This is a genomic window from Actinoplanes sp. NPDC021490, from assembly GCF_055562135.1.
On the sequence record NZ_JBVHFW010000010.1, the window covers coordinates 151,465 to 173,843 of the forward strand.

Genomic DNA, 22,379 nt, shown 5'->3' on the forward strand with positions numbered 1-22,379 from the left:
CGGGGCGACTCTGACTAAGAGGCTTGTCCACCTCATTCACAACGGTGGAGTATTCAGATTGCTCCAGTAAATCGGCATAGCCTTGCCCACTGACTTGCCGCCGACCGCGCGCGACGGCCCGGGCGTGAGCCGTCACGCCGCGTGACGCATCCGATCTACGCCAGCTACGCTGGCGTCAGCCGCATAAACCCCGTGTCCAAGATCAGGGGTTAAGCCCCCACCTCCTGGACGTCCTTCCACTTCGCCGGGCATGGGCGGCGATGCGTGACCTGCCCCGGGGCGACGCCCCCGATGTGATGACTCATGGCGATCTCGTTCCGGGCAACGTCGTGGTCGCCGACGGCCAGCTGGCCGGCGTGCTCGATGTGGGCGGCCTCGCGCCAGCTGATCCAGCCGCTGACCTTGTCAGCGGCTGGCATCTGCTCGAGGACCGTCCCCGACAAACGCTGCGGAGGGAACTGGGCTGCGACGACCTTGAATGGGAGAAAGGCAAGGCGTGGGCATTCGAGCAAGCGATGGGGCTCGTCTGGTACTACCACGAGACAAATCCACTCATGAGCCGCACGGGACAGCGCACCCTGGCACGCATCATGGCCGAAGCATCCCCAGCCTTCGGCTGTCCGCCCCATCGGCGATGATCATCAAGCTATTTGGCCGGCAGGACTCGTTTTCGGATCCTGCGCACTCCATGACCACGGGTCGACTCAAGACGCTCCATCGATGATCGACGTCACGACAGCAGTCTTGCCGTCGGTATATGCCTTCCGGTCGACGGGCCCCTGCTCGGATAGCCTCAGCTTCACCGCTTCATAGCGCTCCCGAGCCTCCGAACTGCCGCGAAGGACTTCACCAAAGCGCAGGTAGGCACGCCATCGGTCGCCGTCGTAGTCAACAACGTGCAGATGGGCGACTCGATGCCATGGCCGGGACTCGAGAACGAAAACATGGCCTCCTTGGTCGCCGGCGTCGCCCCGGTAGATCCACCCATCGGCCTCTAGCCTCGCCGTAACCGACGACATCGACTGCTGGGCAGTGAGACCGACAGCCAGGTCAACAATCGGCTTGGCAAGAAGCCCCAGAACCGACGACGAGCCTACGAGCTCCACCTCCGTCGCGAGACCGTCGAGGGCTTCCGCCACTCGCGTTCTCAGCTCACCGCCGGCATCCAGCCACGCCTGAGTCGTCCTGCCGAACCGAAGATCGCTGTAGTCAAGCCCCAGACCAACCGCGGTCAACAAATCCACGGCCGGATCGTCTCACAGGAGCGGCTGCGTAACTCCCGCATGTGCCAACGCATCAGAATCTCGACAATCGCCAGTGAAGGCTTCACTCATCGACCTCAACGGCGATCACGCTGAGCTGACGGCGAACGTGATGGTCGCCTTCTTCCCGACCCGAGCTGACCCGATCGCACCCGCGCTGCGGCTCGTCGGTTTGAAATACGTGTTTAGGGCATTGCGCACCTCGGAGGGATGGGCGTCTGCTTCGCGCTGAGATCACTCCGCTGTGGCAGCAGCTTTCCTGACAATGCGGTCCGGTCAGGTTCAGAGCATCCGGATCTGCCGCGAGTCGGGCGATCGCCGGCTCCGGCGAGGTGGTGCCCGGGGCTGGTGCCCGGCTCCGCATCTGCGGGGCTATATCTGGGAGTTGGCCCGCAGGCACCTATCCGGCCGTACTGCGGCTGTCGGCCGCGTTATCGCCCTACGGTGGTGAGGTGAGCGACTACGTCCCCTCGCCGGTGGTCGTAGCGGCAATGCGACGCCTAGTGGCGAGCGTCGCCGGAACCGAGCCGGTCCTCGATGAGCATGTCAATGACAACGACGAAGTCCTACCGCACCTGCTCATGGCCGACCTTCGCCGATGGTTCGTCAACGCGGTGAAGACTGGCAACCACAGCGGCGTAAGAAACTTCCTCGCCGCTCTTGAGATCCTTTACGCCAGTTCCGACCCTGACACGCGCAACGTAGTTGAGGTTTCGTTCATGGAAGATCTGGCCGTCACGCCTGACGCCGACGAACAGGCGGCAATTGACGCCATAAGGCAGATCGCTGGACCCGCGACGTGCGCCGACTTGGCTGCGATGGAGGCATTTTGGCCCACGTCAGCTCCCCGGTCAGACTCCGTGTAAGACCGCTTCATCCGAGACGGTTAAGTGCACTCATTTGGCCGCGGATAAGGCGCGTTGGCAGCTCGAGGCGGGGCTTGCTCTCGTGTGTTGGGTCGCGTCGCGGAACGTCTGTAGTTGCGCCGTCTGCGTCTGCGCGTAGGGCGGCGCACGCGTTTGCCGGTGGTGACGGCGGCTGACGGTGGGAGCAGATTGGGAGCAGCAGGGTGCTCCCAACTGCGTTGAACTGCGCTCAACGGCCTTGAGCTGCTGCGAACCGCATTGCGTTCGTGCAGGTCATTTGCGTTTGCACTGGTCAGCGACTCGTGGGCCGTCCGTTCACACAAGAGGCGTCAACTGCACGGACCTGGACTGCGTCGTATCGCCGCTGCTCAACGTATGGATCAGCGCTGACCTGCAAGGACTCGAAGAACCACCCGGTGCTTACAACGGGGAGCAGGGTGGGAGCAACCCCTTGTGATCTCCTGTGGCTTTGGATCGAAGGCGTCGTAGGTGATCAAGTCGCTGACCTGCGGCGCTGATTTCGAATGGAAGCTGGTTGCGAACCTGCCAAACGGGTACAAGAAGGTTCCGGTATACCAGGTGAACTGCTAGTAGTGAACGGGCTCGGTCGGGATGGCAAGATACAGTCATCGCCGACCGGGCCTGCCGGGGAAAATTAAATAGAGAACGCGCTCCGCGGCGACAGCAACCTGCAACTTGACCGGTTCGGAATCAAACTTCCCAGACTTGCTCTCGATAGAGGTGAACCCATGAGTCCAGCGGCAAAACGGCAGAACGTATGGAGGGCGGCCGCCGCAAAGTATGCGCTGCCAAACCTGTCAGGGGACTGGAAAATCATGGGCAGCCGGGAGCTGATGCTTTGCCCATTCGGCTTCATCCTACGAGGCGTGATAGCGCAGGATTTTTCTCTCGTTCCTATCCTTGAGCCACTATTCATGCCTCTCAACTACCGTCAAGCGAGCTGGCTAATCGCACCAGATTGTAACGTAGGCCGGCTCTCCGTATACAAAGATCTCAAGCTTGGCGGGGAGCGCGCCGAGAAGTACATGCATGGCCTAGTTGAGATCATCAATGATACGGTGCACCCATTTCTTCTGAAGAACGGCAGCTTGGAAGGCTACTTCGAACGCTGCCAGCGAAGGAACAACACTCACCCTAATGGATTAGGAGACATTCAAGAGCTGTACAGGCAGGCGGCGACAGCTGTCATGTTGCGACGTCCGGATGATGCGCGAGAAGCGCTTGAAAAGGTACGGCAGGTAATCGACTCTGACCCGACCGATGATCGTGACGTGGTGCGAGAGCTTTATCAGCAAGCCGGTGAGTTTCGTGATCGGATTAGTGCCGACCCGGCTGCCGTCCGAGAGGAGCTAATCGCAGGTGTGGGAGAGCAAAAGCGCCGCCGAAAGATCCCGCTCTCCGGATGACACCAAGCTAGCTGCTTACCGGTTTGCCTCACGCGGGCGATACCGCGCGCCGATGAATTGCTGGCGGTCTTGCCCCTGATCGACGTACGGCGAGGAATTGCCGTTCTTACTAACGCTACAGCCACCGTGCACACCGATCGAAAAAATGAAAGAAGAGCAGTGTTGCAGGGGATGAAGCACCGTTCGAAGGTTCGCGAACCAGCGCACTCTTCTGCCGCCGATAATGCGCGGGGGCACCAGCGTGGTTGACCGTGCAGTAGGTTGCAGCGATGACCGGCCTGGCCGCCCGCCCGCTCGTCTTCCTGGACGTCGATGGACCGCTGATCCCGTTCCGCGCCCGGCCCGGGCGTAACAGGCATGCCCACAAGAATCTCGCTGGCCAGGTGAACGACGAGTCCGACAATCCCCTTCTGGACCGGCTCGATCCGGCCGATGGACACAGTCTGTTGGCGCTGGGGTGCGAACTCGTCTGGGCAACGACGTGGATGGCGGAGGCGAACGAAGTCGTCTCTCCCCGGCTCGGGCTGTCGGACTTGCCTGTCGTCGAGTTTCCTGACACCGACGATGAGCCCGTGGGTGGGCTGCATTGGAAGACGATGTTCTTGACTCGGTGGGCAGCCGGGCGTCCATTCGTATGGATCGACGACGAGTGCACGGACGCCGATCAGCGCTGGGTGGCGAGACGCCATCCCGGCTGGGCGTTGGTGCACCGCGTCGACCCGTTCGTCGGTCTGACTGACACCGACTTCCACTCGATTCGTCGGTGGCTCGCGGGCCTGCCCGAGACATGATCCGGTGCACTCTCATGGCACCGCCTAGCGTGCGCGCGGGACTGCGGAAGCGGTCACGCGGCGTGGCGTCGACACAAGGTGCGTTCCTGGCCGGGCTGCGGTCGTGGCGCCAGTACATAAGTGAGGCCCAGATGCGGGCGGTGCAGTCGGCGGCGCTGACGCCCGTGCCGACAACCACGAACGCCGTGAGCGCCAGGGCTCGGTCACGTCGAAGCGACCGGAGTAGGGACGCGTGTCCTCCCGACTACAGCCTTGACGTGACGAAAGTGGCCTCCGATCCAGGATTTCCTTGAGTGGAAGGGTGGCGAACCGAATACAGCAGGTGGTACGCCCCGGCGAAGCCTGGCGGCCAGCAAACCCCTTGGAGACCACTCATGACCAGCCGTCAGTTCGTGACCTTCGACGTGGCGAACGAGTTCTTCGGGGTCCCCGTGGAAATCGTGCAGGAAGTTCTCCTCAACGAGAAGTACACGCCGATGCCGCTCGCCCCGGACGGGTGGGGCGGCCTGTTCAACCTGCGCGGCGAGGTCATCGGGACGGTGGACCTGCAGGTCCGGTTCGGGCGGCCGCGCAGGTCAATGTCGGGTCCGATCGTCAACGTGGTCGTGCTGGTCGGCGGTGAACCGGTAAGCCTGCTGGTGGACCGAATCGGTCTGGTCGCCGATCTGGACGATGCGGCGTTCGAGTTGCCGCCGGACACACTGACCGGGCCGACCCGGGCGATGATTGTCGGTTCGTACAAGACGGAGGATCGGCTGTTGCTGGTGCTCGATGTCGCCGAATGCGTCAACACCGCTCGCGCCGCAATTTAGACGGGCCGGCGGGACCGCCCATACATCAACCCCGGCGACCGGAACTATTCGAAGGGACGCATCTGAAGGGCATGCCGTTATCGCGTGGGTCTCCCGCCTCAAAGTGGTTGACGCTGCTCCGCCTGCCGACATGCTGTCAGTTTCGACGGGCCGTCAGCACCTCCACCGGCATCCGGATTTGCCGCGATGGCGACGCGTTGAGCCGAAAATGCATGCGCGCGATGCCGGGCTGCCGCGAGACTGACTGCGGACCGGTGGCAGAGGCTGGTTATTGCGGCGACTCGAGTTGCAAGCCCGGCACGCGCGGGCGGCTCGTTGGCGCGTGGGGCCGCTGGCGTGCCATGCCCCACCGGGGGTTCGAATCCCCTCCGGTCCGCCGTGCACTCATTTGCCGCCGATCGGGTGTCGCTGGCGTTAGAGACTCCAGCCAGAGCAGCATGCTTCCGGTCGTGCCGAGTAGCGGATATACCGTCATTCGGCCGTTCGTACGGTCGGGGTCGACGGGTTTGCCGCGCCACCGTCAGAATGATCTGTGCCCGAACGACGAGATGAGCAAGAGTCGATCCGTGTTGCAGTGGTCACAGGAACCTCCGGCCGCGTTGGCGCGGCGATCGCGGAAGCCCTTCAGTCGGATGGTTGGTTCGTTCGAGGGATCGACCGAGTACCAGGCCGGCGGACCAGCCTCATGGGGGATCTACGAGACCCAGTGGTACGCCATGCCGCAATCCGGCGCTCAGACCTCGTGGTCCACGCCGCTGCCCTGCACGCACCCCACGTCGGCCAGGTCGATGACCGCGAGTTTCGTGCCGTCAACGTCGACGCCACCGAGGCGTTACTCGAAGAAGCCGACCGGATAGGCGTTCGGCAAATCATCTACATCAGCAGTACCAGTGTTTACGGGAGCGCTCTGATGCCCGCTGGCCAGGCGGTATGGGTCGACGAAGCGCTGGAGCCCTGTCCACGTGACATCTACGATGAAACGAAACTGGCCGCCGAGCGACTCGTGGCCTCGGCGGCCACGCCGTCGATCACCTTGCGCATCGCCCGCTGCTTCCCGGAGCCGTTGCCAGTGCTGGCCACTCACCTCCTGCACCGAGCCGTAGCGTTGGACGATGTCGCGACGGCCGCCGTGCGCGTCGCTGAGCAACACGCCACCGGAACCTTCAACATTGCGGGACCGTACGCCTTCGCCCGCGCGGACTGCTCGGCATTGCACGACGATGCGGCCAGCCTGATCACGGCGCGGCTGCCTGAGGTGGCTTCCGCCTTCCGAGAGAGGAACTGGCCGCTACCTCGCACGCTCGATCGGGTCTATGACTCCCACGCCGCCACGGACACCTTCGGCTACAGCCCGGCCCACGGAATCCATGAACTATTGGACTTGCGCTGAAGCGGACGTGACCCGCCGGCATCCTCATTTGCCGCCGACCGCGAGGCGACCGGCGGACAGTCGTGACGCCGACTGACGCACCCCGAAGTCGGCCGGCGCAAGCTCGTAGCCGAGGTGAGTGCATCAAACCGCTTCGGCAGGCGGCAGGTGCGGCTGCATGACTCCGCCTCCTCGTACATATCTCATGCGCGCTTGATCCAGGCTTTCTGGACCGTTGGGGCCGCCTCGAACGACGTGGCTGTCGTGATTGTCCTGGCCGACGTCCTCCCATACGCACTCGTCGCAGATTTCGTAGGCACCTCGCTCGGCCAAGGTTGCGTGGCCGCAGCATGGGCAGGTGTACGGAGCGTCTTGTTGTGGCGCGAAGACGTTCATCTGCGAGGTGTATGCCGCGAACCATTCCGTCCGCGGCGGACGAGCTCATCATCGGATATCGACGGATCGTCGTTCGGGCCACGAGTTACCGGGCGTTCTGGCACGTCACTCATCTCCAATCCTGCGAACCCTTCCAAGAGGCCGCTCCCAACGCCCGGATCTGCCGCCGATAAGGCGCGGGCCTGGCCGCTCGTCGGGACGGAAACCGCTGCTGTCCGCGACCGGCATAGCGCTACCGTGACGCGGTGACCGAGTCTGTTCCGACGCTCGTTGAGCTGCCACGACCGAGGGCGCTCACCGAGGCCGAGCATGCGTTGATGGTCCGGCTGGTGACGTTCGCCGATGTCCCGAAACTCAGCGAACAGGTCGCGACGGTGCGGGTCGTGTCCACCTGCGACTGTGGCTGTGCGTCGGTTGGACTGAGCACCGAGGGACCGCAGGTGCCCGCAACGGCTGTTGCGCGGCTCAGCGACACCGGGCGTGACGACTACTTCGCTGTGTCCGCGTCTGGCGGCGGCGACGTCAGCGTCGTACTGCACGTCCTCAGCGGGTTCGTCGGAGAGCTGGAGATCTTCGCGGGCGAGGGCGTACCGGTAGCCGCGCCACTCGCCGCCACTGTGATTGACATCTGGATCGGATGATGTCCGCACTACCGGCAGGACGCCAGGCATCGACGAAACGGGCAGCGACCCCCCTCATGCAAGGTCACAGCGCGGCGAATAGCAGCAGCATGACCACCGGATCTGCCGTGAGTCGCGGGCGAACCGGTGCGCAGCGTTGAGTCGCCGTGCCTTTGGAAGCGACCGGCGGTCCGCCGCCATGGCGTTGCATTGGCTCCTCGATGTTCGGTCGTCGGTTTCCCGAACGCTAAGGGTTGATCCCCTGCACCTGGCGGCCGTTCTCCAGATAGCGCACCCGCTTCGCCTTCCAGGCGGCGCGTACCCGACGCCGGACGGGTCCGCTCAGCAAAGGCAGCGCCGCGTCGATCGACACGATTCGGCTTTCGGAAATCTCGACCGGTTGGGTGACCACGGTAGCCAAGACGGCGTCGTCGAAGACGCCGCAGTCGAAAAGGAAGCGCATGCCACCCGGACGATCAGGCCGTGGCCGGAGGAAGTCAACACACTTCAGCCGCCCCGTGGTGACCTCGAGGCCACACTCCTCCCTGGTTTCGCGGCGACATGCATCCCAGGGTGACTCGCCGATCTCAACAACCCCACCCGGGATCGTCCAGCCACCCTTGTACGTCGGCTTCAGGATGAGTAATCGCCCCTTGCGGCCACGTACCAGAGCGCCGGCCGAGGCCGGGATGGTCGGGAGTGCGAACGACAGCTCGGGTAGCTCACCGGCGTTGACGTCGCTCATGGAGACCATGCTAGATCCGGCGTGACCGATAGTCCGGATCTTCCGCGATGCGCGCGCCCGGGCTGGCCGTGGCGGATCGTTACTGACGCAGTCGCCGGACTCGGGCTGTAGTCGTTCAACAGCAGTGTTGCGACGACCGCCTGAAGACGCCCGTCGGGACGAGACCATCTCGGCCGGTGAATCATTGGTCCGAAGTCGAGTGTTGCGGAGCCGTGTGGCGTAGCACGGCGGGAAGAACGACCGCCCAGTCGGCGGGGTACAGGTCGTGGCCGGCCTCCGGCAGCAGGAGGAGCTCGGCGTCGGCGAGTTCGGCGGCCAGCGCCCGGCCGTGGGCCGCGGGCAGCAGCGGGTCGGCCGCGCCGTGGATAACCAGCGCCGGTGCGGTCACCGCGGGCAACCGATGCCGCCACGACGGACCCGGGTCGAGCATTGCGTGGCTGATCGCGGCCGCCTCGAAGTCGCCGCCGTGGGTGACCATGCGCTCGGCGGCGGCCCGGGCCGCCGCGCGGTCGAACGGGCGGCCGGCGCCGGAGCGCAACCGGGCCAGCTCGACCAGATGCTCGACGACGGCGGCCGGCTCGGTCCAGTCGGGCGAGTCCACGTCCTCGAGGGCGCGGCGCAGGCGCAGCGACGGCCCCGGCAGGTCGTCCGGCGCGCCGGGGCTGGTCGAGATCAGGGTCAGCGACGCGACCCGGGACGGATGCCCGACGGCGACCAGCTGGGCGATCATGCCGCCCATCGACGCGCCGACCAGGTGGGCCCGGCCGAGGCCGAGCGCGTCGAGCAGGGCCACGGCGTCGGCGGCCAGGTCGGGCAGGCCGTACGGGGGGCCGGGTGGGGTGGTGGAAAGGCCGGTGTCGCGGTGGTCGTAGCGCACGACGTGGCGGCCCGCGGCGGCCAGGCCCCGGCAGAACTCGTCCGGCCAGGCCGCCATCGACGCGGCCGAGCCCGCGATGAGCAGGATCGGCGTGGCGGCGGGTGGCCCGAAACGCTGCACCGCGAGCCGCCCCGGCGGTATCTCGACGATCTCAAGCACGGTCGGGCGTGGTGAAGGCGGACGCGAGCGCGGGAAGCGACGGCGGCGTGAAAGCCGGCGCGGGCGCGGGGAGCGACGGCGGCACCACGGCGGACAGGCCGGCGAACAGGTGAAGGTACGCCTCCCGCTCGTCCGGCATGCCGTGCGTCGACCGGACGAAGTCCCCGGCCCGGCGGCCCAGCCGGGCGGCCAGGCCGGGCTCGTTCAGCAGCCGGGTGGCCTGTTCGCGGAATCCGGCGGGGTCGCTGAAGACCAGGCCGGTCGAGCCGTCGCGCACCAGGCACGTGTTGCCCGCTATGTCGCGGGCCAGCACCGGCCGGCGCAGCCACATGGCCTCGAGCAGCGCGTTCGGGCTGCATTCGCTGATCGACGTGTTGAGGACCGCGATCGACTGCACCATCGCGGCCAGCAGGTTGGGGCGGTCCAGCGAGCCCGCGTAGCGCACCCCGGGGGCCGTGGCCAGGCGCCGCCGCGCGATGGCTTCGAAGTCGTCGTCGTAGGAGTGCCCGGCGATCACCAGATGGATGCGCGGGTCGTCGCGGTGCCAGCGCTGCACCTCGTTGACCAGCATCAGCGGGTCCTTGACGGGCCGCAGCCCGGCCGGCAGCAGGAACACCTGCGCGTCGGCGGGCAGTCCGAGACTGTCGCGCATCGAAAAGGTCGGGTTCTCGATCGCTGCCACACCCTGCGGGATCAGATGCAACCTTTCCCGTACGTGGGGCCACAGCGCCAGACATCGGTCGGCGAAGTCGTCGTTGAACGCCACCAGGGCCACCGCGCCGTCCACCGCCTTGGTCATCACCTCGAGCGATTCCGGATCGTGCACGAACTCGTTGAGGTCGGTGCCGCCGAACGCCAGCACGTACGGCAGCCCGGTCTCGACCAGAGGCCCGCCGCCGATCAGCGCGTGCGAGCCGATCAGCACGTCGGCCCGGTGGGTGTGGGCCAGGGTGGCCAGGAAACCGGGCCGTCCGTTGTCGGGGGCGAGCACGACCGAGTGGCCGGCCGCGCTCAGGTGGCCGGCGATCCGGCGCATGGTGGTGTCTCCGCCACTACCGGCGGGGCTGTGCAGCACGGCGAGGATTCTCATGATCCACCCATCCAGGAAATGTGCACCGAGAAGGTCGAGAATCACGCTAATGTCGGTTGGTATCGATGCCCGGACATAGGTACGTACTGCGTCAGGTCAGAGGTCCGCGTGCCGGTGGGCCGATGTGTAACGTTCGATCGCCTCGACCGCGGTGGGCTGCACCAGTTCCTCGAACTGGCGGAACGCGGCCGCGAAGGTGAGCACCAGCCGGTCGCGGTGCCGCCACGAGCCGAACGCCTCGGGGATGACCATCCGGGCGGCGGCCTCCTCGGCGGGCAGCCCGCCGGCGTGCGCCCGGCTCGCGTGCTCGCCGACCAGTTCGAGATAGTCGCGCACGAGCCGGACCCCGGCCCGCCCGGTCACCGGCCCGTGCCCGGGCACGAACACCTCGGCCCGGGTGTCGAGCAGCCGGTCGCACGCGGCCACCCAGTTGGCCAGCGACCCCGTCCACGAGATCGGGTGATCGTCGGTGAACACCACGTCGCCGGCGAAGATCACCTTGGCGTCCGGCAGGTGCACCGCCACATCGCCGTCGGTGTGCGCCGGTCCCAGCTCCAGCAGCTCCACCGGTCGCCCGCAGACATCGATCTCCAGCCGGCCGTTGAACGTGCGTGTCGGTGGCGTGAGGGTGATGTCGGTCAGATCGAACACGCCGAAATGCTTGCGGAAGAACGCGCCCAGCGGCGATCCCGGCGAGCCCGGCCCGCTGAGCGCGCTCAGCTCGGCCGGCTGGATGTCGCTGAGCATTTCGCGGGCGGCGCTGTCGGACGCGATGATCTCGGCCGCCGCGAACAGTTCGTTGCCCCAGCAGTGGTCGCCGTTGGCGTGCGTGTTCACTACCGTCGTGACGACGGCCGACGGCACCACGGCCGCGATGGTGTCGATGAGCGTCCAGGTGGAGGCCAGGTCGAACTGCGTGTCGATCAGCAGCGCCTCGTCGTGGCACACGATCAGCCCGCAGTTGCTCAGCCCCCAGGAGCCGGGCGGGTTGAGATAGGCGTACGCGTCCGGGGCGATCTGGTGCAGGCCGGCGGTGTAGGGAAGGTGGGTCATCAACGACTCCGATCTGCGGGGGAGGTCACTGACCGTCGAGGTAACGGTGGACCTGGGTGACGGCGAGGGCGCCCTCGCCGACGGCGGAGGCGACGCGTTTGACCGACTGCGCCCGTACGTCTCCCGCCACGAACAATCCGGGAAGGCTGGACTCCAGCAGGTACGGGTCCCGGTCGGGTTCCCAGCCCGCGGGCCGCCGCCCGTCCGAGATCAGGTCGGGTCCGGTGAGCACGAAGCCGGCTCCGTCGCGCCGTACGGCCGGGGGCAACCATGCGGTGTACGGCTGAGCGCCGATGAACACGAAGACGTGGGTCGCGTCGAGCACCTCGGTCCGGCCCGACTCGCCGGCCAGCTCGACCCGGGACAGCCGTTCGTCACCGAGACAGCGGGTCAGCACGGTGCCGGTGCGGATCTCGATGCCGGCCGCGTGCATCACCTGGTCGACCAGGTACTGCGACATGGTGCGGCGCAGGTCGGGGCCGCGTACGACCATGGTCACCTTCGCGGCCTGCCGCGCGAAGAACAACGCCGCCTGCCCGGCCGAGTTCGCCCCGCCGACGATCACCACGTGCTCGCCGGCGCACTCGCTGACCTCGAAGGTCGGCGAGCCGTAGTAGACGCCCCGGCCGATCAGCGCGTCGGCCCCCTCGGCGGGCAGGTGGCGATAGGCCACCCCGGTGGCCAGGATGACGGCGCGTGAGGCGATGGCGGCGCCGTCGGCGAAGCGCGCCACCCGCTGCGGCCCGTTCACCTCGATGCCGGTGACGGCGCGTCCGGTGAGGATCTCGGCGCCGAACTTGGCCGCCTGCCGCCGCGCCCGGCCGGTGAGCTGGGCGCCGCTGACCCCGTCGGGGAATCCGAGATAGTTCTCGATGCGGCTGCTCTGCCCGGCCTGCCCGCCGGTGGCCTGCCGCTCGATCAGCACCGTGCGCAGCCCCTCGGAGGCGGCGTAGACCGCCGCGCCCAGGCCGGCCGGTCCGCCGCCGACGATGACCACGTCGTAGAAGTCGCCCGCCGGCATGGTCGGCAGGCCCACCCGGGCGGCCAGTTCCTCGACGCTGGGCGCCGGCAGCACCGAACCGTCCGGGGGCAGCACCAGCGGCACGGCCTCGGGTCCGGCGCCCGCGGCGGCCAGCAACCGGCGTCCCTCCGGCTCGTCGGCGTTGAACCAGTGGAACGGGACCGCGTTGCGGGAGAGGAATTCGCGGACCTCGTACGCCGGTCGCGACCAGCGGTGCCCGACCACCTGCACCGCCGTACGGGCCCGGTCGCCGCTCGCCTTCCATGCGTCGAGCAGCTCGTCGATGACCGGATAGAGCTTTTCCTCCGGCGGTTCCCACGGCTTGAGCAGATAGTGGTCGACGTCGACGACGTTGATCGCCCGGATGGCGGCCTCGGTGTCCGCGTACGCGGTCAGCAACGCCCGCCGGGCCTGCGGGAAGAGGTCCATCGCCTCCTCCAGGAAGTGGATGCCGTCCATGTTCGGCATCCGGTAGTCGGCCAGCATCAGAGCGACCCGGCCGCCGCGCCGGCGCACCTCCTTGAGCGCGATCATCGCCTGGCCGCCGGAGTCGGCCCGCAGCACCCGGTATTCGGCGCCGTACCGGCGGCGCAGGTCGCGGGCGACCGCGCGGGACACGGACGGATCGTCGTCGACGGTCAGCAGCACCGGGCGCGGCTGCTCGAGCTTGGTCGTCTCACTCATCGGGGGTACGCCTCCCGGAACGAAGAAACAGGTCGGTACAACGTCGGCTTCGCCTGGAACCCGGATCGGCGCTCCCGCACGCTGGCCGCAGACGCGCACCGGGCGCGTCGCGCATCAGCAACAGCAGAGACGAGGTGGCGAACGTGGAGACGACCAGCGACGGCCGGACGGTGCTCACCGCGACGGACGCGGGCAGCGTGGCCCGCGGTTTCCTGGCCGCACTGAGCGCCATGGACATCGAGGCCGCGGTCGCCCTGTTCGGCGACGACATCGTGCAGGAGATCACCTTTGCGCCGCCCGGCCTGCCGTCCCGGCGTGAGGGCGCCGAGCAGGTCGCGGCGGTGTTCCGGGCGCTGCCCGGGATGGCCCGGGCCATGCGGTTCGACGTCACCGAGACGTTCCCGCTGGCCGACCCCGAGTGGATCCTGCTGGAATACCGCGGTCACGTGGACCTGATCGGCGGCGGGGTCTACGCCAACCACTACTTCGGACTGTTCCGGGTGGTGGGCGGCCGGATCCGGGTGTTCCGCGAGGTGTCCAACCCGCTCGTGGCCATCGAGGCGATGAAGTCGGCGCAGGGCTGACAGCCCGGTCCGGCCGGCCGCGGGCTCCTCCGGAGGGAGGGGCCCGCGGCCGGCCACGGTCCGGCTCATCTAGCCGGCCCGATACTGCTGGACCAGCGAGTGCGTGCGGCTGCGGCACATGCCGCGGAAGGCGTGCGCGACCGAGGTGAGCGTGACGTGGTGGTGCCAGCCCCGGAACGAGCGTCCCTCGAAGTGCTGCAGCCCCGACTCCTCGTTGATGCGGGCCAGGTCACGCCGGGCGCTGTTCTGCAGTTGCAGCAGCCGGGCCAGCTCGGCCAGGCGGCTCGTGTTCAGGTTGGTGAGCCAGAAGCCGGTGGGCCGGGATCCGCCGAGCGGCCACTGCACGACCAGCCGGCGGGTGCGGCGCCACTGCCCGCCGGCGACCAGGGCCGGTCCGGCCGCGCCGGGAACCGGGGCGACCACGAAGTGCGAGCGCACCACCTTGCCGGTCGGCCCGGTGGGCAGGGCCAGCGTGATGCGGGTGCGGGCGGCCATCCGGGCGAGCTCGCCGACCTGCAGCGGACGCAGGCCGGGGGCGCGGGGCGGCGCCACGGAGGCGGATTCCCGCACGCGTACGGCGTACCGCAGTCCCCGCTCGTCCAGACCGGCCAGCAGCGGCTCCAGGTCGGCGTCGTGTTCGGCGTCGAGCAGGAGCGGGCCGGGCATGAGGTCCCAGCCGACGGCGGTCTCGTCGAGCAGGTCGAGCACGTGGTGGCGGAACGAGCGGTGGTGCTCGGTGTCGGGCACGTGCGCGAGCCGGCGGCGCGGCGCGGCGGCCTCGGTGTCCCAGCTCGGCGGGAGCATCAGCCGCCAGTTCACCGGGTACGTGTCGTCGTCGCTGACCAGGCTGAGGGCCAGCGCGAGCTGGCAGTTGACGGTGCGGCCGAACGACGGCACGAACTGGCGGCTGACGCCGACCGAGTTGTTGCCGTTCTTGGGGAACACCACGTTGTCGATCACCCAGGCGGTGACCGGCTGGTCCTGCACCAGCTCCTCGGCCAGGCGCTGGCGCACCGGGGACCAGCGCCACGGGCTCTGGTTGACGAACTGCTGGAGGCACTGGTCGGCGTGCCCGCCCACGACCATCTCGGAGATGCGGCGGATCGATTTGCGCCCGGGGACGTTGACCAGCCCCCGGACGTACGTTTCGCCCCATCTCCGTTGATCCGCGCGAGGCAGGGAGACCAGCACGCTCTGGCACAACCGGCCGAGCGTGAGGCGTTCGCTGGTTCGAGTGGTGAGGTCAGTGATCTGAGTGGGCACCGTGAGTCCTTCCCCCGTCACCGGCCGTTGACCGGCCGTCAGGACTCATGCTCACCGCAATAAAGCGCGGCACACAGAACGCATTTGTGGTGGCACTGCCAGTGCCAGGCGGGGAGTGCCACCATTCCCGGACGCGAAATCGGGGGAACTCCCGGATGCGGGCGCCTTTTCTGTCGGGTACCCGACTACGTTTTGCCCCGAACGAATGTTGTCCCCGGCCGCGTCAGTCTGCTGCTTGGCAATTGATCTGTGAGCTTTCGCGCAATGTGAGCTGCGCGGATGACACATAAGCAACTGATAGAGTACGGAGCGTTGATTTATTTGACACGACGGCCCTCGGTCGCCCCGACGGGCGTCCAATCGCAGCCGGACACGATCGGGGGACGTGCGGATGGCGGACGAGCTGAGCCGGCGCGAACTGGCGCACTTTCTGCGCAGCCGGCGCGAGCGTGTGCCGCCCGACTCGGTCGGCCTCCCGATCGGCCCCCGGCGCCGCACCCGGGGCCTGCGCCGCGAGGAGGTCGCCGTCCTGGCCGGTCTGAGCCCGACCTGGTACACGTACCTCGAACAGGGCCGTGACATCCGGCCGTCGTCCGAGGTGCTCGACAGCCTGGCGCGGGTGCTGAGCCTCAGCGAGGACGAGCGGCTCTATGTGCACAACCTGGTCGCCCGGCGCGGCATCGGCCCCGACCCGGCGATCGGCCGCGAGGCCGCCGGCCTGGTCCGCGAGATCGTCGCGATCGCCGCCGTGGGCCCCTATCCGGTGTACGCCTTCGACCACCTCGGCTACATCCTGGCCTGGAACGAGGCCGCCGGTGAGTGGTACACCGACTGGGGCCGGTTCGCGCCCGAGGAGCGCAACATCGTCTGGTGGATGGTCACCGACGCGAACGCCCGGGAGCAGATAGCCGACTGGGACACCGACGTGCGCGACATCGTGGCCCGGTTCCGGGCGGCGTCGGCGCGCTACCCGGCCGACGGCCGCATGCTCGACCTGGTGCGCCGGCTCAATCAGGCCAGCACCGACTTCGCGCACTGGTGGGCCGATCACGAGATTCGTGGTCAGCGGCAGCGCGCCCGCACCTTCCGGCGCGACGGCGTGCTGCGGCCCATGCGGCTGGTGGTGGCCCACCCCAGCGACTACGACCAGGTGTCGCTGGCCTACCACCTGCCCGTCCGATCGCCCGGGGACGCGTGAATTCCGTACGTCCGAAATATCGGCTTTTCTGATGTCAACATATTGTTGGTAGCCAATTGCTGGGCCGATAATTCGGTGACCGCGGTTCGGCACCGGTATTACGTCAATTCCTCGTTGACTCGTCTGGCGGCTGTGGACACTATTTCCCAGTCACGATCGGTAACGGCCTGATGTCCGGGTGTCGGCACGGCGAATTGTTTCGCCGGGGAATATAACGCCGTCAACCACGGGGGCCGGGGAGCGCCGTCGAAGTCGCTCATACCTTTTCCAGCGTTTCGCGCCGGAGTGATCCGGCATCGGGGAGGCGTAACGAAATGACGGTAGGAACGCGGGCGGATCAGAGTGAGCGGGACGACGTGGCCGTGGTCGGCATGGCCTGTCGCGTGCCCGGGGCACGCGGACTGAGCGACTTCTGGGAGCTCATGGCCGGTGGCGTCGACGCGATCACCACCGGTCTGCCGCAGCGACTCGGGCTCGACTGGTCGGCCGTACGCACCCTTCCGGTGCAGCCGCGCCACGACCGGTGGGGCGGCTTCCTCGACGGCGTGGACGAATTCGACGCCGGCTTCTTCGGTATCTCCGCGAAGGCCGCGGTGCGGATGGATCCGGCGCAGCGCCTGCTGCTCGAGACGGTGTGGGAAGCGGTCGAGGACGCCGGGCAGCGGCCCAGCGACCTGGCCGGCAGCCGCACCGGGGTCTACGCGGCCTTCGCCGTCTCGTCGGAATACTGGGAGATGCTGCTGCGGTCCGGGCTGGCCGATCTCTACTCGGCCGTCGGCGCCGGCTCGCGGGCCTGCGTGGCCGGCCAGATCTCGCACCTGCTCGACCTGCGCGGGCCCAGCCTCGCGCTCGACGCGGCCTGCGCCGGCTCGCTGCTCGCGCTGCACCAGGCGAGCCAGGCCCTGCGCGGCGGCGAGATCGACTCGGCCCTGGTGTCCGGGGTGAACCTGCAGCTGAGCACCGCCTACACGCTCGCGTTCGCGCGGGGCAGGCTGATGTCACCCAGCGGAGCCTGCCGCTTCGGCGACAGCGACGCCGACGGCTACGTGCGCAGCGAGGGCGTCGCCGCGGTGATGCTCAAGCGGCTGTCGCAGGCGCGGGCCGACGGCGACCGCGTTCATGCCGTGATCCGGGGCAGCGGCGTCAGCAACGACGGCCGCAGCGGGCGCAGCCTGGTCGCGGCCAGCTCGGCCGGGCAGGCCGCGGCCCTGCGGCAGGCCTACCACGACGCGGCCGTCGCGCCGGCCGGCGTCGACTACATCGAGGCGCACGGCACCGGCACGCCGGTGGGTGACCGCGAGGAGCTGACCGCACTGACCGAGGTGGTCGGGCGCACCCGCGACCCGCGGCAGCCGTGCCTGGTCGGCTCGGTCAAGACGAACATCGGGCACACCGAGGCCGCCTCCGGCCTGCTCGGGCTGATCAAGGTGGCGCTCGCGATGCGCCAGGGCGTGATCCCCCGCAGCCTGCACGTCGGCCGGCCGCAGCCGTTGCTGGCCGGGGGCGGGCTGCGCCCGGTGCCGGTCAACACCGCCTGGCCCCGCGGCGACCGGCCCCGCCGGGCCGGGGTCAGCTCGTTCGGCCTCTCCGGCACCAATGTCCACGTCGTCCTCGAGGACTGGGCGGACGACCGGGCCCCCACGGGCAGCGCGATCGTCCGCCGCCCGTTGCTCGGCTATGTGCTGCCGGTCTCGGCGCGCTCACCCGGGGCCCTGCGCGAAACCGCCCGCGATTTCGAGCGGCTGCTCGCCGGCGGCGCGGCCCTGGACGACGTGTGCCACAGCGCGGCGACCCGGCGCGACCACCATCCGGTACGCGCGGCGGCCGTCGCCGCCGACCGCAACGGGCTGGTCGCGTCGTTGCGCGAGATCGCCGCGGCGCCGATACCGCCGGTCGAGCCGGAATCCGGACCGGCCCGGGTCGTCTATCTGATGGCGGGCGAGGCCCCGATGGGGGAGCGGGTGGCGCGGGCGCTGACCCGGGCCGTGCGCCCCTACCGCACCGCCGCGGCCGAATGCGCGCGACGGGTCCGGGCCGCCGGGGTGGCCGACTCGGACGACCTGGCGGCGTGCTGGACCCAGCAGGTGGCGCTGGCCTCCGTCTGGCGGCACTGGGGGCTCGCCCCCGACCTCGTCGTCGGCGCCGGCTCGGGCCGGTACGCGGTCGCCTCGGTGACCGGAGTGCCCGCCTCGGCCTGGCCGGGGGACCGCCGGCCCGAGCACGCCGGCGCCCGGCAACCCCGGCGGGCCGCGCTGCCGGGCGTGGAGGACGGGCTCGGCCTGGTGGCCGCCGGACCCGCCCGCGCGGTGGCCGGTGACCCGGCGGCGGCGCTGCGAGATCTGGTCGCGCCGGACGGGCGGGTGGTCGTCATCGTGCTGGGCTCGGCCGGCCCCGAGGCGGCCGAGGTGCAACGTCAGATCAAGCTGGCCGGCGGCTCGGCCGAGGTGCTCGACCTGCACGAGCTGGCCGGCCGGGACGATCCGCTGTGGCTGCTCACCGCCCTGGGCCGCGCCTATGCGGCCGGCGCCGGCCCGGACTGGCGGCGGGTCCTGCCCGGCGGCCGCTACGTGGATGTGCCCACCACCGCGTGGCAGCACAGCAAGTACTGGCTGACCGACGCGCTCCCGGCCTGACCGTGCCGGAGCAGGGGCGCGCCCGGTCTCAGCGCCGGGCGCGCACCGGCACGTCGATGCGGTCGCGGAGGCCCGGGCCGTGCACCAGCGAGCTGATCTGCCCCAGGAACTCGGCCGGGAAGCCCAGTTCGAACGCCGACGCCGCGTCGAGCGCGTCCAGCTGGGCCCCGGGCAGCTCGACGTCGACACAGCCCAGGTTGTCGGCCAGCTGGGCCGCCGTGCGGGCGCCGACGATCGGGACCACACCGCGGGTGAGCAGCCAGGCCAGCGCGACCTGGGCCGGCGACGCCTTGACCTGCTCGGCCACCTCGGCCACGGCGCGGGCCAGGGCCAGCCGCTCGGCGGACTGCGCGCCCATCCGGCGTGGCTCGTCGGCCGCGCCCGGCAGGTATTTGCCGCTGAGCAGGCCCGCGCCGAGCGCCTCCCACACGCAGACGGTCATGCCCATCGCGCGGGCCATCGGCAGCTGCTCTCGTTCGACGTCGCGGCGGCTCAGCGAATACGGCGCCTGCAATGCGGCGAACGGGGTGAGCCCGCGCGTCTCGGCGATCGCCTGCCCGTACGCCCCCACCCAAGCCGGCGCGTCGGACAGCCCGACATAGAGCACCTTGCCCGCGCGGACCTGGTCGTCGAGGGCGCGCATGACTTCCTCGACCGGGGTCAGCCCGTCCCACGCGTGCACCCACAGCAGATCGAGGTAGTCGGTGCCCAGCTGACGCAGCGACCGGTCGAGCGAGCGCACCAGGTTCTTACGGTGGTTGCCGGCCGCGTTGGGGTCGCCCGGGCGCGCGCTCACGGTGTATTTGCTGGCCACCACCCAGTAGTCGCGGTCGGCCGCGACGGCCTGGCCGACCACCTGCTCGGACCGGGTCTGTGCGTAGTTGCTGGCCGTGTCCAGGAAGTTGCCGCCCGCCTCGGCGAACAGCTCGATCTGCCGCTGCGCCTCCTTCTCGGGCGTGCCGAAGGCGCGCTCGTCGCCGAAGGTGATGGTGCCCAGGCACAGCTGGGACACCCGCAGACCGGTGTTGCCGAGCAGTGTGTAGCGCATGCTTCTCCCTCGTCCAGCCCGGCGGCCCGCGCCACCGGGCAATCTGGACACTATCCGGGCCGGACGAGGGAGGGCGCCAGCACGAGTGCACGAAGTGTGCCGGGAAAACTTTTTCAGGAGTCGTGATATCCCTGGCTGACCTCGACCACCACACCGTCCGGGTCGGTCAGCCACACACTGCGCCAGCCGGGGATGAAGTCGTCGAAACTCAGCGGGCCCAGCGCGACCGGCACGTCTCCGGCCCGGTCCAGGAACGCGTCCAGGTCGTCGGTCTGAAAGGCCAGATGCCGTACGGTCCCGGGCGCGACCGGGCCGTCGTCGGTGCGCGGCGGCCGGTGGCCACCCGGCGGCACCCGGAACAGCTCGAGATAGACGTCGCCCTGGCGCAGGAAGACGATCTCGTCCTCGCCCAGCGGCACCACTCGCGCCGTCCGGAAGCCGAACAGCCGGCTGTAGAAACCGGCCGTCGCGCTCGTGTCGCGGCAGTTGAGCGCGACGTGCGACCAGTGCAGGGTGGCGGTCTCAGGCATGGCGGTCCTCCCGGATCAGATCGGCGGCCCGCTCGGCGATCGCGACGATCGCGGTGTGGCAGTTGCCGGAGGGCACGGCCGGCATCACGCTCGCGTCGACGACCCGCAGGCCGTCCACGCCGCGTACGCGCAGATCGGGGCCGACGACGGCGAGCTCGTCGACGCCCATCCGGCACGAGCCGGCCTGGTGGTGGTAACTGTCGGCCCGCTGCCGCACGAAGTCGCGCAACGCGGCGCGGCCGGTCACCTCGCTGCCGGGCAGCAGCTCACCCTTGAGCGAGGAGGAGAACGCCGCGGTCGCGAAGATGTCGCGGGCCAGCTCGACGCCCTGCACGAGACGGTTCACGTCGGCCGGCTCGGCCAGATAGTTGGGGTTGACCAGCGGGGGCGCGAACGGGTCGGTGCCGGCCAGGCGTACCCACCCGCGCGACTGCGGCCGCACCACACCGGGCAGGATGCTCACCGCGTTCGGGTGGCGGGCGCCGACGATGATGTCGAACGGCACGTGCACGAAGGCGATCTGGAGGTCGGGCGCCTCCAGGCCGGGCGCCGACGTGGTGAACAGCGCGGCCTCCGACAGGTTCTGCCGGCCCGGCGGCACCGGCTCCACCGTCTCGGCGATCAAGCCGGTGAGCACGTGGTTGTGGAAGTTCTCGCCGACCCCGCGCAGCGGTGACACGACGCCGATGCCGTGCCGGGCCAGCAGCTCCGGGTCGCCGATGCCGGAGAGCTGCAGCAACTTCGGCGACTCGATGGCGCCCGCGCACACCAGCACCTCGGACGCGCGTACGGAGACGACACCCGTCCCGTCCGGGGAGGCCACCGCGACCCGTCGCCCGTCGCCGTCGGCCGCTGCCGGTTCGCCCTGCCGATAGGTGACGCCGACACAACGGCCGTCGCGCACATCGAGCCGCATCACCTGCGCGTCCGGGCGCACGACCAGGTTGGGCCGGGCCAGCGCGGGCTCCAGATAGGACGCCAGCGCGCCCTGCCGCTTCCCGTCCCGCACATCCAGCTGGTGCCAGCCCGACCCGCTCATCGGCCCCGAGTTGAAGTCGTCCAGCCGGGGGAAGCCGAGCTCGTCGCAGGCCTCGAGGAACGTACGGGAAAGGGGGTTGGGGTCGTGGTCGCCGGCGCCGGTCACCGGTTGCGGGCCCTCGAGCCGCTCGAAGTAGGGCAGCAGATCCGCGTACGCCCACCCGGCCGCCCCCTGCGCGGCCCAGCCGTCGAAGTCCGACGGGTGCCCGCGCACGTGCATCATGATGTAGAGATTGCTGCTGCCGCCGGGCATCCGGCCGCGCGGCTCGTACGTCGCCCGTCCACCCAGCCCGGCCTGCGGCACGCTCTGGTAGCCCCAGTCCACACCGGACCCGAGCAGCGTGAACCACAATGGCGCCTGGTCGACCGCGGCCGGGATCCAGCCACCGCCCGCCTCCAGCACCAGCACCCGTACGCCGGGGTCCTCCGAGAGCCGATGCGCGAGCACCGATCCGGCCGTCCCCGCGCCGACGACGATGTAGTCGAACTCCTCCACCTCGCTCACCCCACGACCGCGGCGAACGGCTTGGTGTCGTGGAAGTTGGCCATGTACGTGATCCGCCCGCCGGTGATCCGGAAGTAGTTCACGACATCGGCCTCCACGGTCTCCCCGCCGGGCGTGCGGGCGGAGATGTGCGAGACGACCGCGGCCTGCTCGCCCTCGATCACCACGTGGCGGGGCTCGTTGCGGAACGCGGCGTACATGGCGGGGAAGCCGGCCATCATCTCGCGCAGTGTCTCGCGGCCCTCGACGTGACCGGCCAGCTGCTCGTCCATCACCTGATCGGCCGCGAACAGGTCGGTCCAGGCGTTCCAGTCGCCGGAATTGGCGAGCTCGTAGTAGCGGGTGACGACTTTCCTGGTGTCCATGAGATCTCCTGGATGTGGGACGGCGCCGGCGGCGGGCTGTGCA

Annotated in this window: 22 protein-coding genes, 1 tRNA gene and 1 pseudogene; 12 read left to right on the forward strand and 12 right to left on the reverse strand. The window is 69.1% G+C overall.

Features of this window, described 5'->3' with window-relative positions:
- Positions 1–161 precede the first annotated feature (161 nt).
- Positions 162–638 (forward strand): annotated as a pseudogene (locus ACZ3I4_RS25670) (phosphotransferase); the annotation flags it as partial.
- A 66-nt stretch (positions 639–704) separates the two neighbouring features.
- On the opposite strand, the gene ACZ3I4_RS25675 reads toward ACZ3I4_RS25670, so the two are convergent.
- Positions 705–1,244: a GrpB family protein gene (locus ACZ3I4_RS25675; RefSeq protein ID WP_465384558.1), complete on the reverse strand. Its 540-nt coding sequence runs from the start codon at positions 1,242–1,244 to the stop codon at positions 705–707.
- Between the two features lie 73 nt (positions 1,245–1,317).
- Between ACZ3I4_RS25675 and ACZ3I4_RS25680 the strand changes: the two genes are divergently transcribed.
- The 7 genes from ACZ3I4_RS25680 (at position 1,318) to ACZ3I4_RS25710 (ending at position 6,548) form a co-directional block, all read left to right on the forward strand.
- On the forward strand, positions 1,318–1,494 hold the full coding sequence (locus ACZ3I4_RS25680; protein WP_465384559.1) for a hypothetical protein: 177 nt from the start codon (positions 1,318–1,320) through the stop codon (positions 1,492–1,494).
- 220 nt (positions 1,495–1,714) lie between these two features.
- Positions 1,715–2,128 carry a DUF7674 family protein gene (locus ACZ3I4_RS25685; RefSeq protein ID WP_465384560.1) on the forward strand — a complete coding sequence of 138 codons (414 nt, stop codon included), beginning with the start codon at positions 1,715–1,717 and terminating at the stop codon, positions 2,126–2,128.
- A 749-nt stretch (positions 2,129–2,877) separates the two neighbouring features.
- Positions 2,878–3,555, forward strand: coding sequence for a hypothetical protein (locus ACZ3I4_RS25690; protein ID WP_465384561.1), 678 nt, complete (start codon positions 2,878–2,880; stop codon positions 3,553–3,555).
- Between the two features lie 269 nt (positions 3,556–3,824).
- Positions 3,825–4,346 carry an HAD domain-containing protein gene (locus ACZ3I4_RS25695; protein WP_465384562.1) on the forward strand — a complete coding sequence of 174 codons (522 nt, stop codon included), beginning with the start codon at positions 3,825–3,827 and terminating at the stop codon, positions 4,344–4,346.
- Between the two features lie 392 nt (positions 4,347–4,738).
- The gene (locus ACZ3I4_RS25700) at positions 4,739–5,158 is read left to right on the forward strand and encodes a chemotaxis protein CheW (RefSeq protein ID WP_465384563.1); all 420 of its coding nucleotides are present in this window, start codon (positions 4,739–4,741) and stop codon (positions 5,156–5,158) included.
- A gap of 248 nt (positions 5,159–5,406) precedes the next feature.
- Positions 5,407–5,534, forward strand: a tRNA-OTHER gene (locus ACZ3I4_RS25705).
- Between the two features lie 198 nt (positions 5,535–5,732).
- A complete protein-coding gene (locus ACZ3I4_RS25710; RefSeq protein WP_465384742.1) occupies positions 5,733–6,548 on the forward strand; it encodes an NAD-dependent epimerase/dehydratase family protein in 816 nt (271 codons plus the stop codon).
- Between the two features lie 123 nt (positions 6,549–6,671).
- Here the strand turns inward: ACZ3I4_RS25710 and ACZ3I4_RS25715 are convergent, their stop codons facing one another.
- Positions 6,672–6,923, reverse strand: coding sequence for a CPCC family cysteine-rich protein (locus ACZ3I4_RS25715; protein ID WP_465384564.1), 252 nt, complete (start codon positions 6,921–6,923; stop codon positions 6,672–6,674).
- A 245-nt stretch (positions 6,924–7,168) separates the two neighbouring features.
- On the opposite strand from ACZ3I4_RS25715, the gene ACZ3I4_RS25720 reads away from it, so the two are divergent.
- Entirely contained in the window at positions 7,169–7,564 is a 396-nt protein-coding gene (locus ACZ3I4_RS25720; protein WP_465384565.1) for a hypothetical protein, read from the forward strand.
- A gap of 226 nt (positions 7,565–7,790) precedes the next feature.
- Here ACZ3I4_RS25720 and ACZ3I4_RS25725 read toward each other — a convergent pair whose 3' ends face one another.
- The 5 genes from ACZ3I4_RS25725 to ACZ3I4_RS25745 form a co-directional block, all read right to left on the reverse strand.
- Complete coding sequence (locus ACZ3I4_RS25725; RefSeq protein ID WP_465384566.1) at positions 7,791–8,288, reverse strand: NUDIX domain-containing protein; 498 nt, start codon at positions 8,286–8,288, stop codon at positions 7,791–7,793.
- A gap of 181 nt (positions 8,289–8,469) precedes the next feature.
- Positions 8,470–9,324 (reverse strand): alpha/beta fold hydrolase, encoded by an 855-nt coding sequence (locus ACZ3I4_RS25730; RefSeq protein ID WP_465384567.1) that lies wholly within the window; start codon positions 9,322–9,324, stop codon positions 8,470–8,472.
- Entirely contained in the window at positions 9,317–10,414 is a 1,098-nt protein-coding gene (locus tag ACZ3I4_RS25735; protein ID WP_465384568.1) for a glycosyltransferase, read from the reverse strand. Before ACZ3I4_RS25735 ends, ACZ3I4_RS25730 begins: the two co-directional genes overlap by 8 nt.
- Positions 10,415–10,510: 96 nt before the next feature.
- The gene (locus ACZ3I4_RS25740) at positions 10,511–11,467 is read right to left on the reverse strand and encodes an MBL fold metallo-hydrolase (protein WP_465384569.1); all 957 of its coding nucleotides are present in this window, start codon (positions 11,465–11,467) and stop codon (positions 10,511–10,513) included.
- A 25-nt stretch (positions 11,468–11,492) separates the two neighbouring features.
- Entirely contained in the window at positions 11,493–13,172 is a 1,680-nt protein-coding gene (locus ACZ3I4_RS25745) for an NAD(P)/FAD-dependent oxidoreductase (RefSeq protein WP_465384570.1), read from the reverse strand.
- A gap of 143 nt (positions 13,173–13,315) precedes the next feature.
- Here ACZ3I4_RS25745 and ACZ3I4_RS25750 point away from each other — a divergent pair, with 143 nt between their 5' ends.
- Positions 13,316–13,756, forward strand: a complete 441-nt coding sequence (locus ACZ3I4_RS25750) for a nuclear transport factor 2 family protein (protein WP_465384571.1) — start codon at positions 13,316–13,318, stop codon at positions 13,754–13,756.
- A gap of 69 nt (positions 13,757–13,825) precedes the next feature.
- On the opposite strand, the gene ACZ3I4_RS25755 is transcribed toward ACZ3I4_RS25750, so the two are convergent.
- Complete coding sequence (locus ACZ3I4_RS25755) at positions 13,826–15,019, reverse strand: IS701 family transposase (protein WP_465384572.1); 1,194 nt, start codon at positions 15,017–15,019, stop codon at positions 13,826–13,828.
- Between the two features lie 391 nt (positions 15,020–15,410).
- Here ACZ3I4_RS25755 and ACZ3I4_RS25760 point away from each other — a divergent pair, with 391 nt between their 5' ends.
- Positions 15,411–16,217, forward strand: a complete 807-nt coding sequence (locus ACZ3I4_RS25760; protein ID WP_465384573.1) for a helix-turn-helix transcriptional regulator — start codon at positions 15,411–15,413, stop codon at positions 16,215–16,217.
- A gap of 314 nt (positions 16,218–16,531) precedes the next feature.
- Entirely contained in the window at positions 16,532–18,850 is a 2,319-nt protein-coding gene (locus ACZ3I4_RS25765; RefSeq protein WP_465384574.1) for a beta-ketoacyl synthase N-terminal-like domain-containing protein, read from the forward strand.
- A 28-nt stretch (positions 18,851–18,878) separates the two neighbouring features.
- Here ACZ3I4_RS25765 and ACZ3I4_RS25770 read toward each other — a convergent pair whose 3' ends face one another.
- The 4 genes from ACZ3I4_RS25770 to ACZ3I4_RS25785 all read right to left on the reverse strand — a co-directional run bounded on the left by ACZ3I4_RS25770 (position 18,879) and on the right by ACZ3I4_RS25785 (position 22,336).
- Positions 18,879–19,898: an aldo/keto reductase gene (locus tag ACZ3I4_RS25770; RefSeq protein WP_465384575.1), complete on the reverse strand. Its 1,020-nt coding sequence runs from the start codon at positions 19,896–19,898 to the stop codon at positions 18,879–18,881.
- A 113-nt stretch (positions 19,899–20,011) separates the two neighbouring features.
- Complete coding sequence (locus ACZ3I4_RS25775; protein ID WP_465384576.1) at positions 20,012–20,428, reverse strand: VOC family protein; 417 nt, start codon at positions 20,426–20,428, stop codon at positions 20,012–20,014.
- Positions 20,421–21,971, reverse strand: coding sequence for a GMC family oxidoreductase (locus tag ACZ3I4_RS25780; protein WP_465384577.1), 1,551 nt, complete (start codon positions 21,969–21,971; stop codon positions 20,421–20,423). The genes ACZ3I4_RS25775 and ACZ3I4_RS25780 overlap by 8 nt, the downstream gene beginning before the upstream one ends.
- Positions 21,968–22,336 carry a nuclear transport factor 2 family protein gene (locus tag ACZ3I4_RS25785; RefSeq protein WP_465384578.1) on the reverse strand — a complete coding sequence of 123 codons (369 nt, stop codon included), beginning with the start codon at positions 22,334–22,336 and terminating at the stop codon, positions 21,968–21,970. Before ACZ3I4_RS25785 ends, ACZ3I4_RS25780 begins: the two co-directional genes overlap by 4 nt.
- Positions 22,337–22,379 lie beyond the last annotated feature (43 nt).

Coding starts and splice junctions, on each gene's coding strand:
- ACZ3I4_RS25690 (WP_465384561.1), top strand. CDS start 2,878: ATGAGTCCAGCGGCAAAACGGCAGAACGTATGGAGGGCGGCCGCCGCA.
- ACZ3I4_RS25695 (WP_465384562.1), top strand. CDS start 3,825: ATGACCGGCCTGGCCGCCCGCCCGCTCGTCTTCCTGGACGTCGATGGA.
- ACZ3I4_RS25715 (WP_465384564.1), bottom strand. CDS start 6,923: ATGAACGTCTTCGCGCCACAACAAGACGCTCCGTACACCTGCCCATGC.
- ACZ3I4_RS25725 (WP_465384566.1), bottom strand. CDS start 8,288: ATGAGCGACGTCAACGCCGGTGAGCTACCCGAGCTGTCGTTCGCACTC.
- ACZ3I4_RS25735 (WP_465384568.1), bottom strand. CDS start 10,414: ATGAGAATCCTCGCCGTGCTGCACAGCCCCGCCGGTAGTGGCGGAGAC.
- ACZ3I4_RS25740 (WP_465384569.1), bottom strand. CDS start 11,467: ATGACCCACCTTCCCTACACCGCCGGCCTGCACCAGATCGCCCCGGAC.
- ACZ3I4_RS25745 (WP_465384570.1), bottom strand. CDS start 13,172: ATGAGTGAGACGACCAAGCTCGAGCAGCCGCGCCCGGTGCTGCTGACC.
- ACZ3I4_RS25760 (WP_465384573.1), top strand. CDS start 15,411: ATGGCGGACGAGCTGAGCCGGCGCGAACTGGCGCACTTTCTGCGCAGC.
- ACZ3I4_RS25765 (WP_465384574.1), top strand. CDS start 16,532: ATGACGGTAGGAACGCGGGCGGATCAGAGTGAGCGGGACGACGTGGCC.
- ACZ3I4_RS25770 (WP_465384575.1), bottom strand. CDS start 19,898: ATGCGCTACACACTGCTCGGCAACACCGGTCTGCGGGTGTCCCAGCTG.
- ACZ3I4_RS25775 (WP_465384576.1), bottom strand. CDS start 20,428: ATGCCTGAGACCGCCACCCTGCACTGGTCGCACGTCGCGCTCAACTGC.
- ACZ3I4_RS25785 (WP_465384578.1), bottom strand. CDS start 22,336: ATGGACACCAGGAAAGTCGTCACCCGCTACTACGAGCTCGCCAATTCC.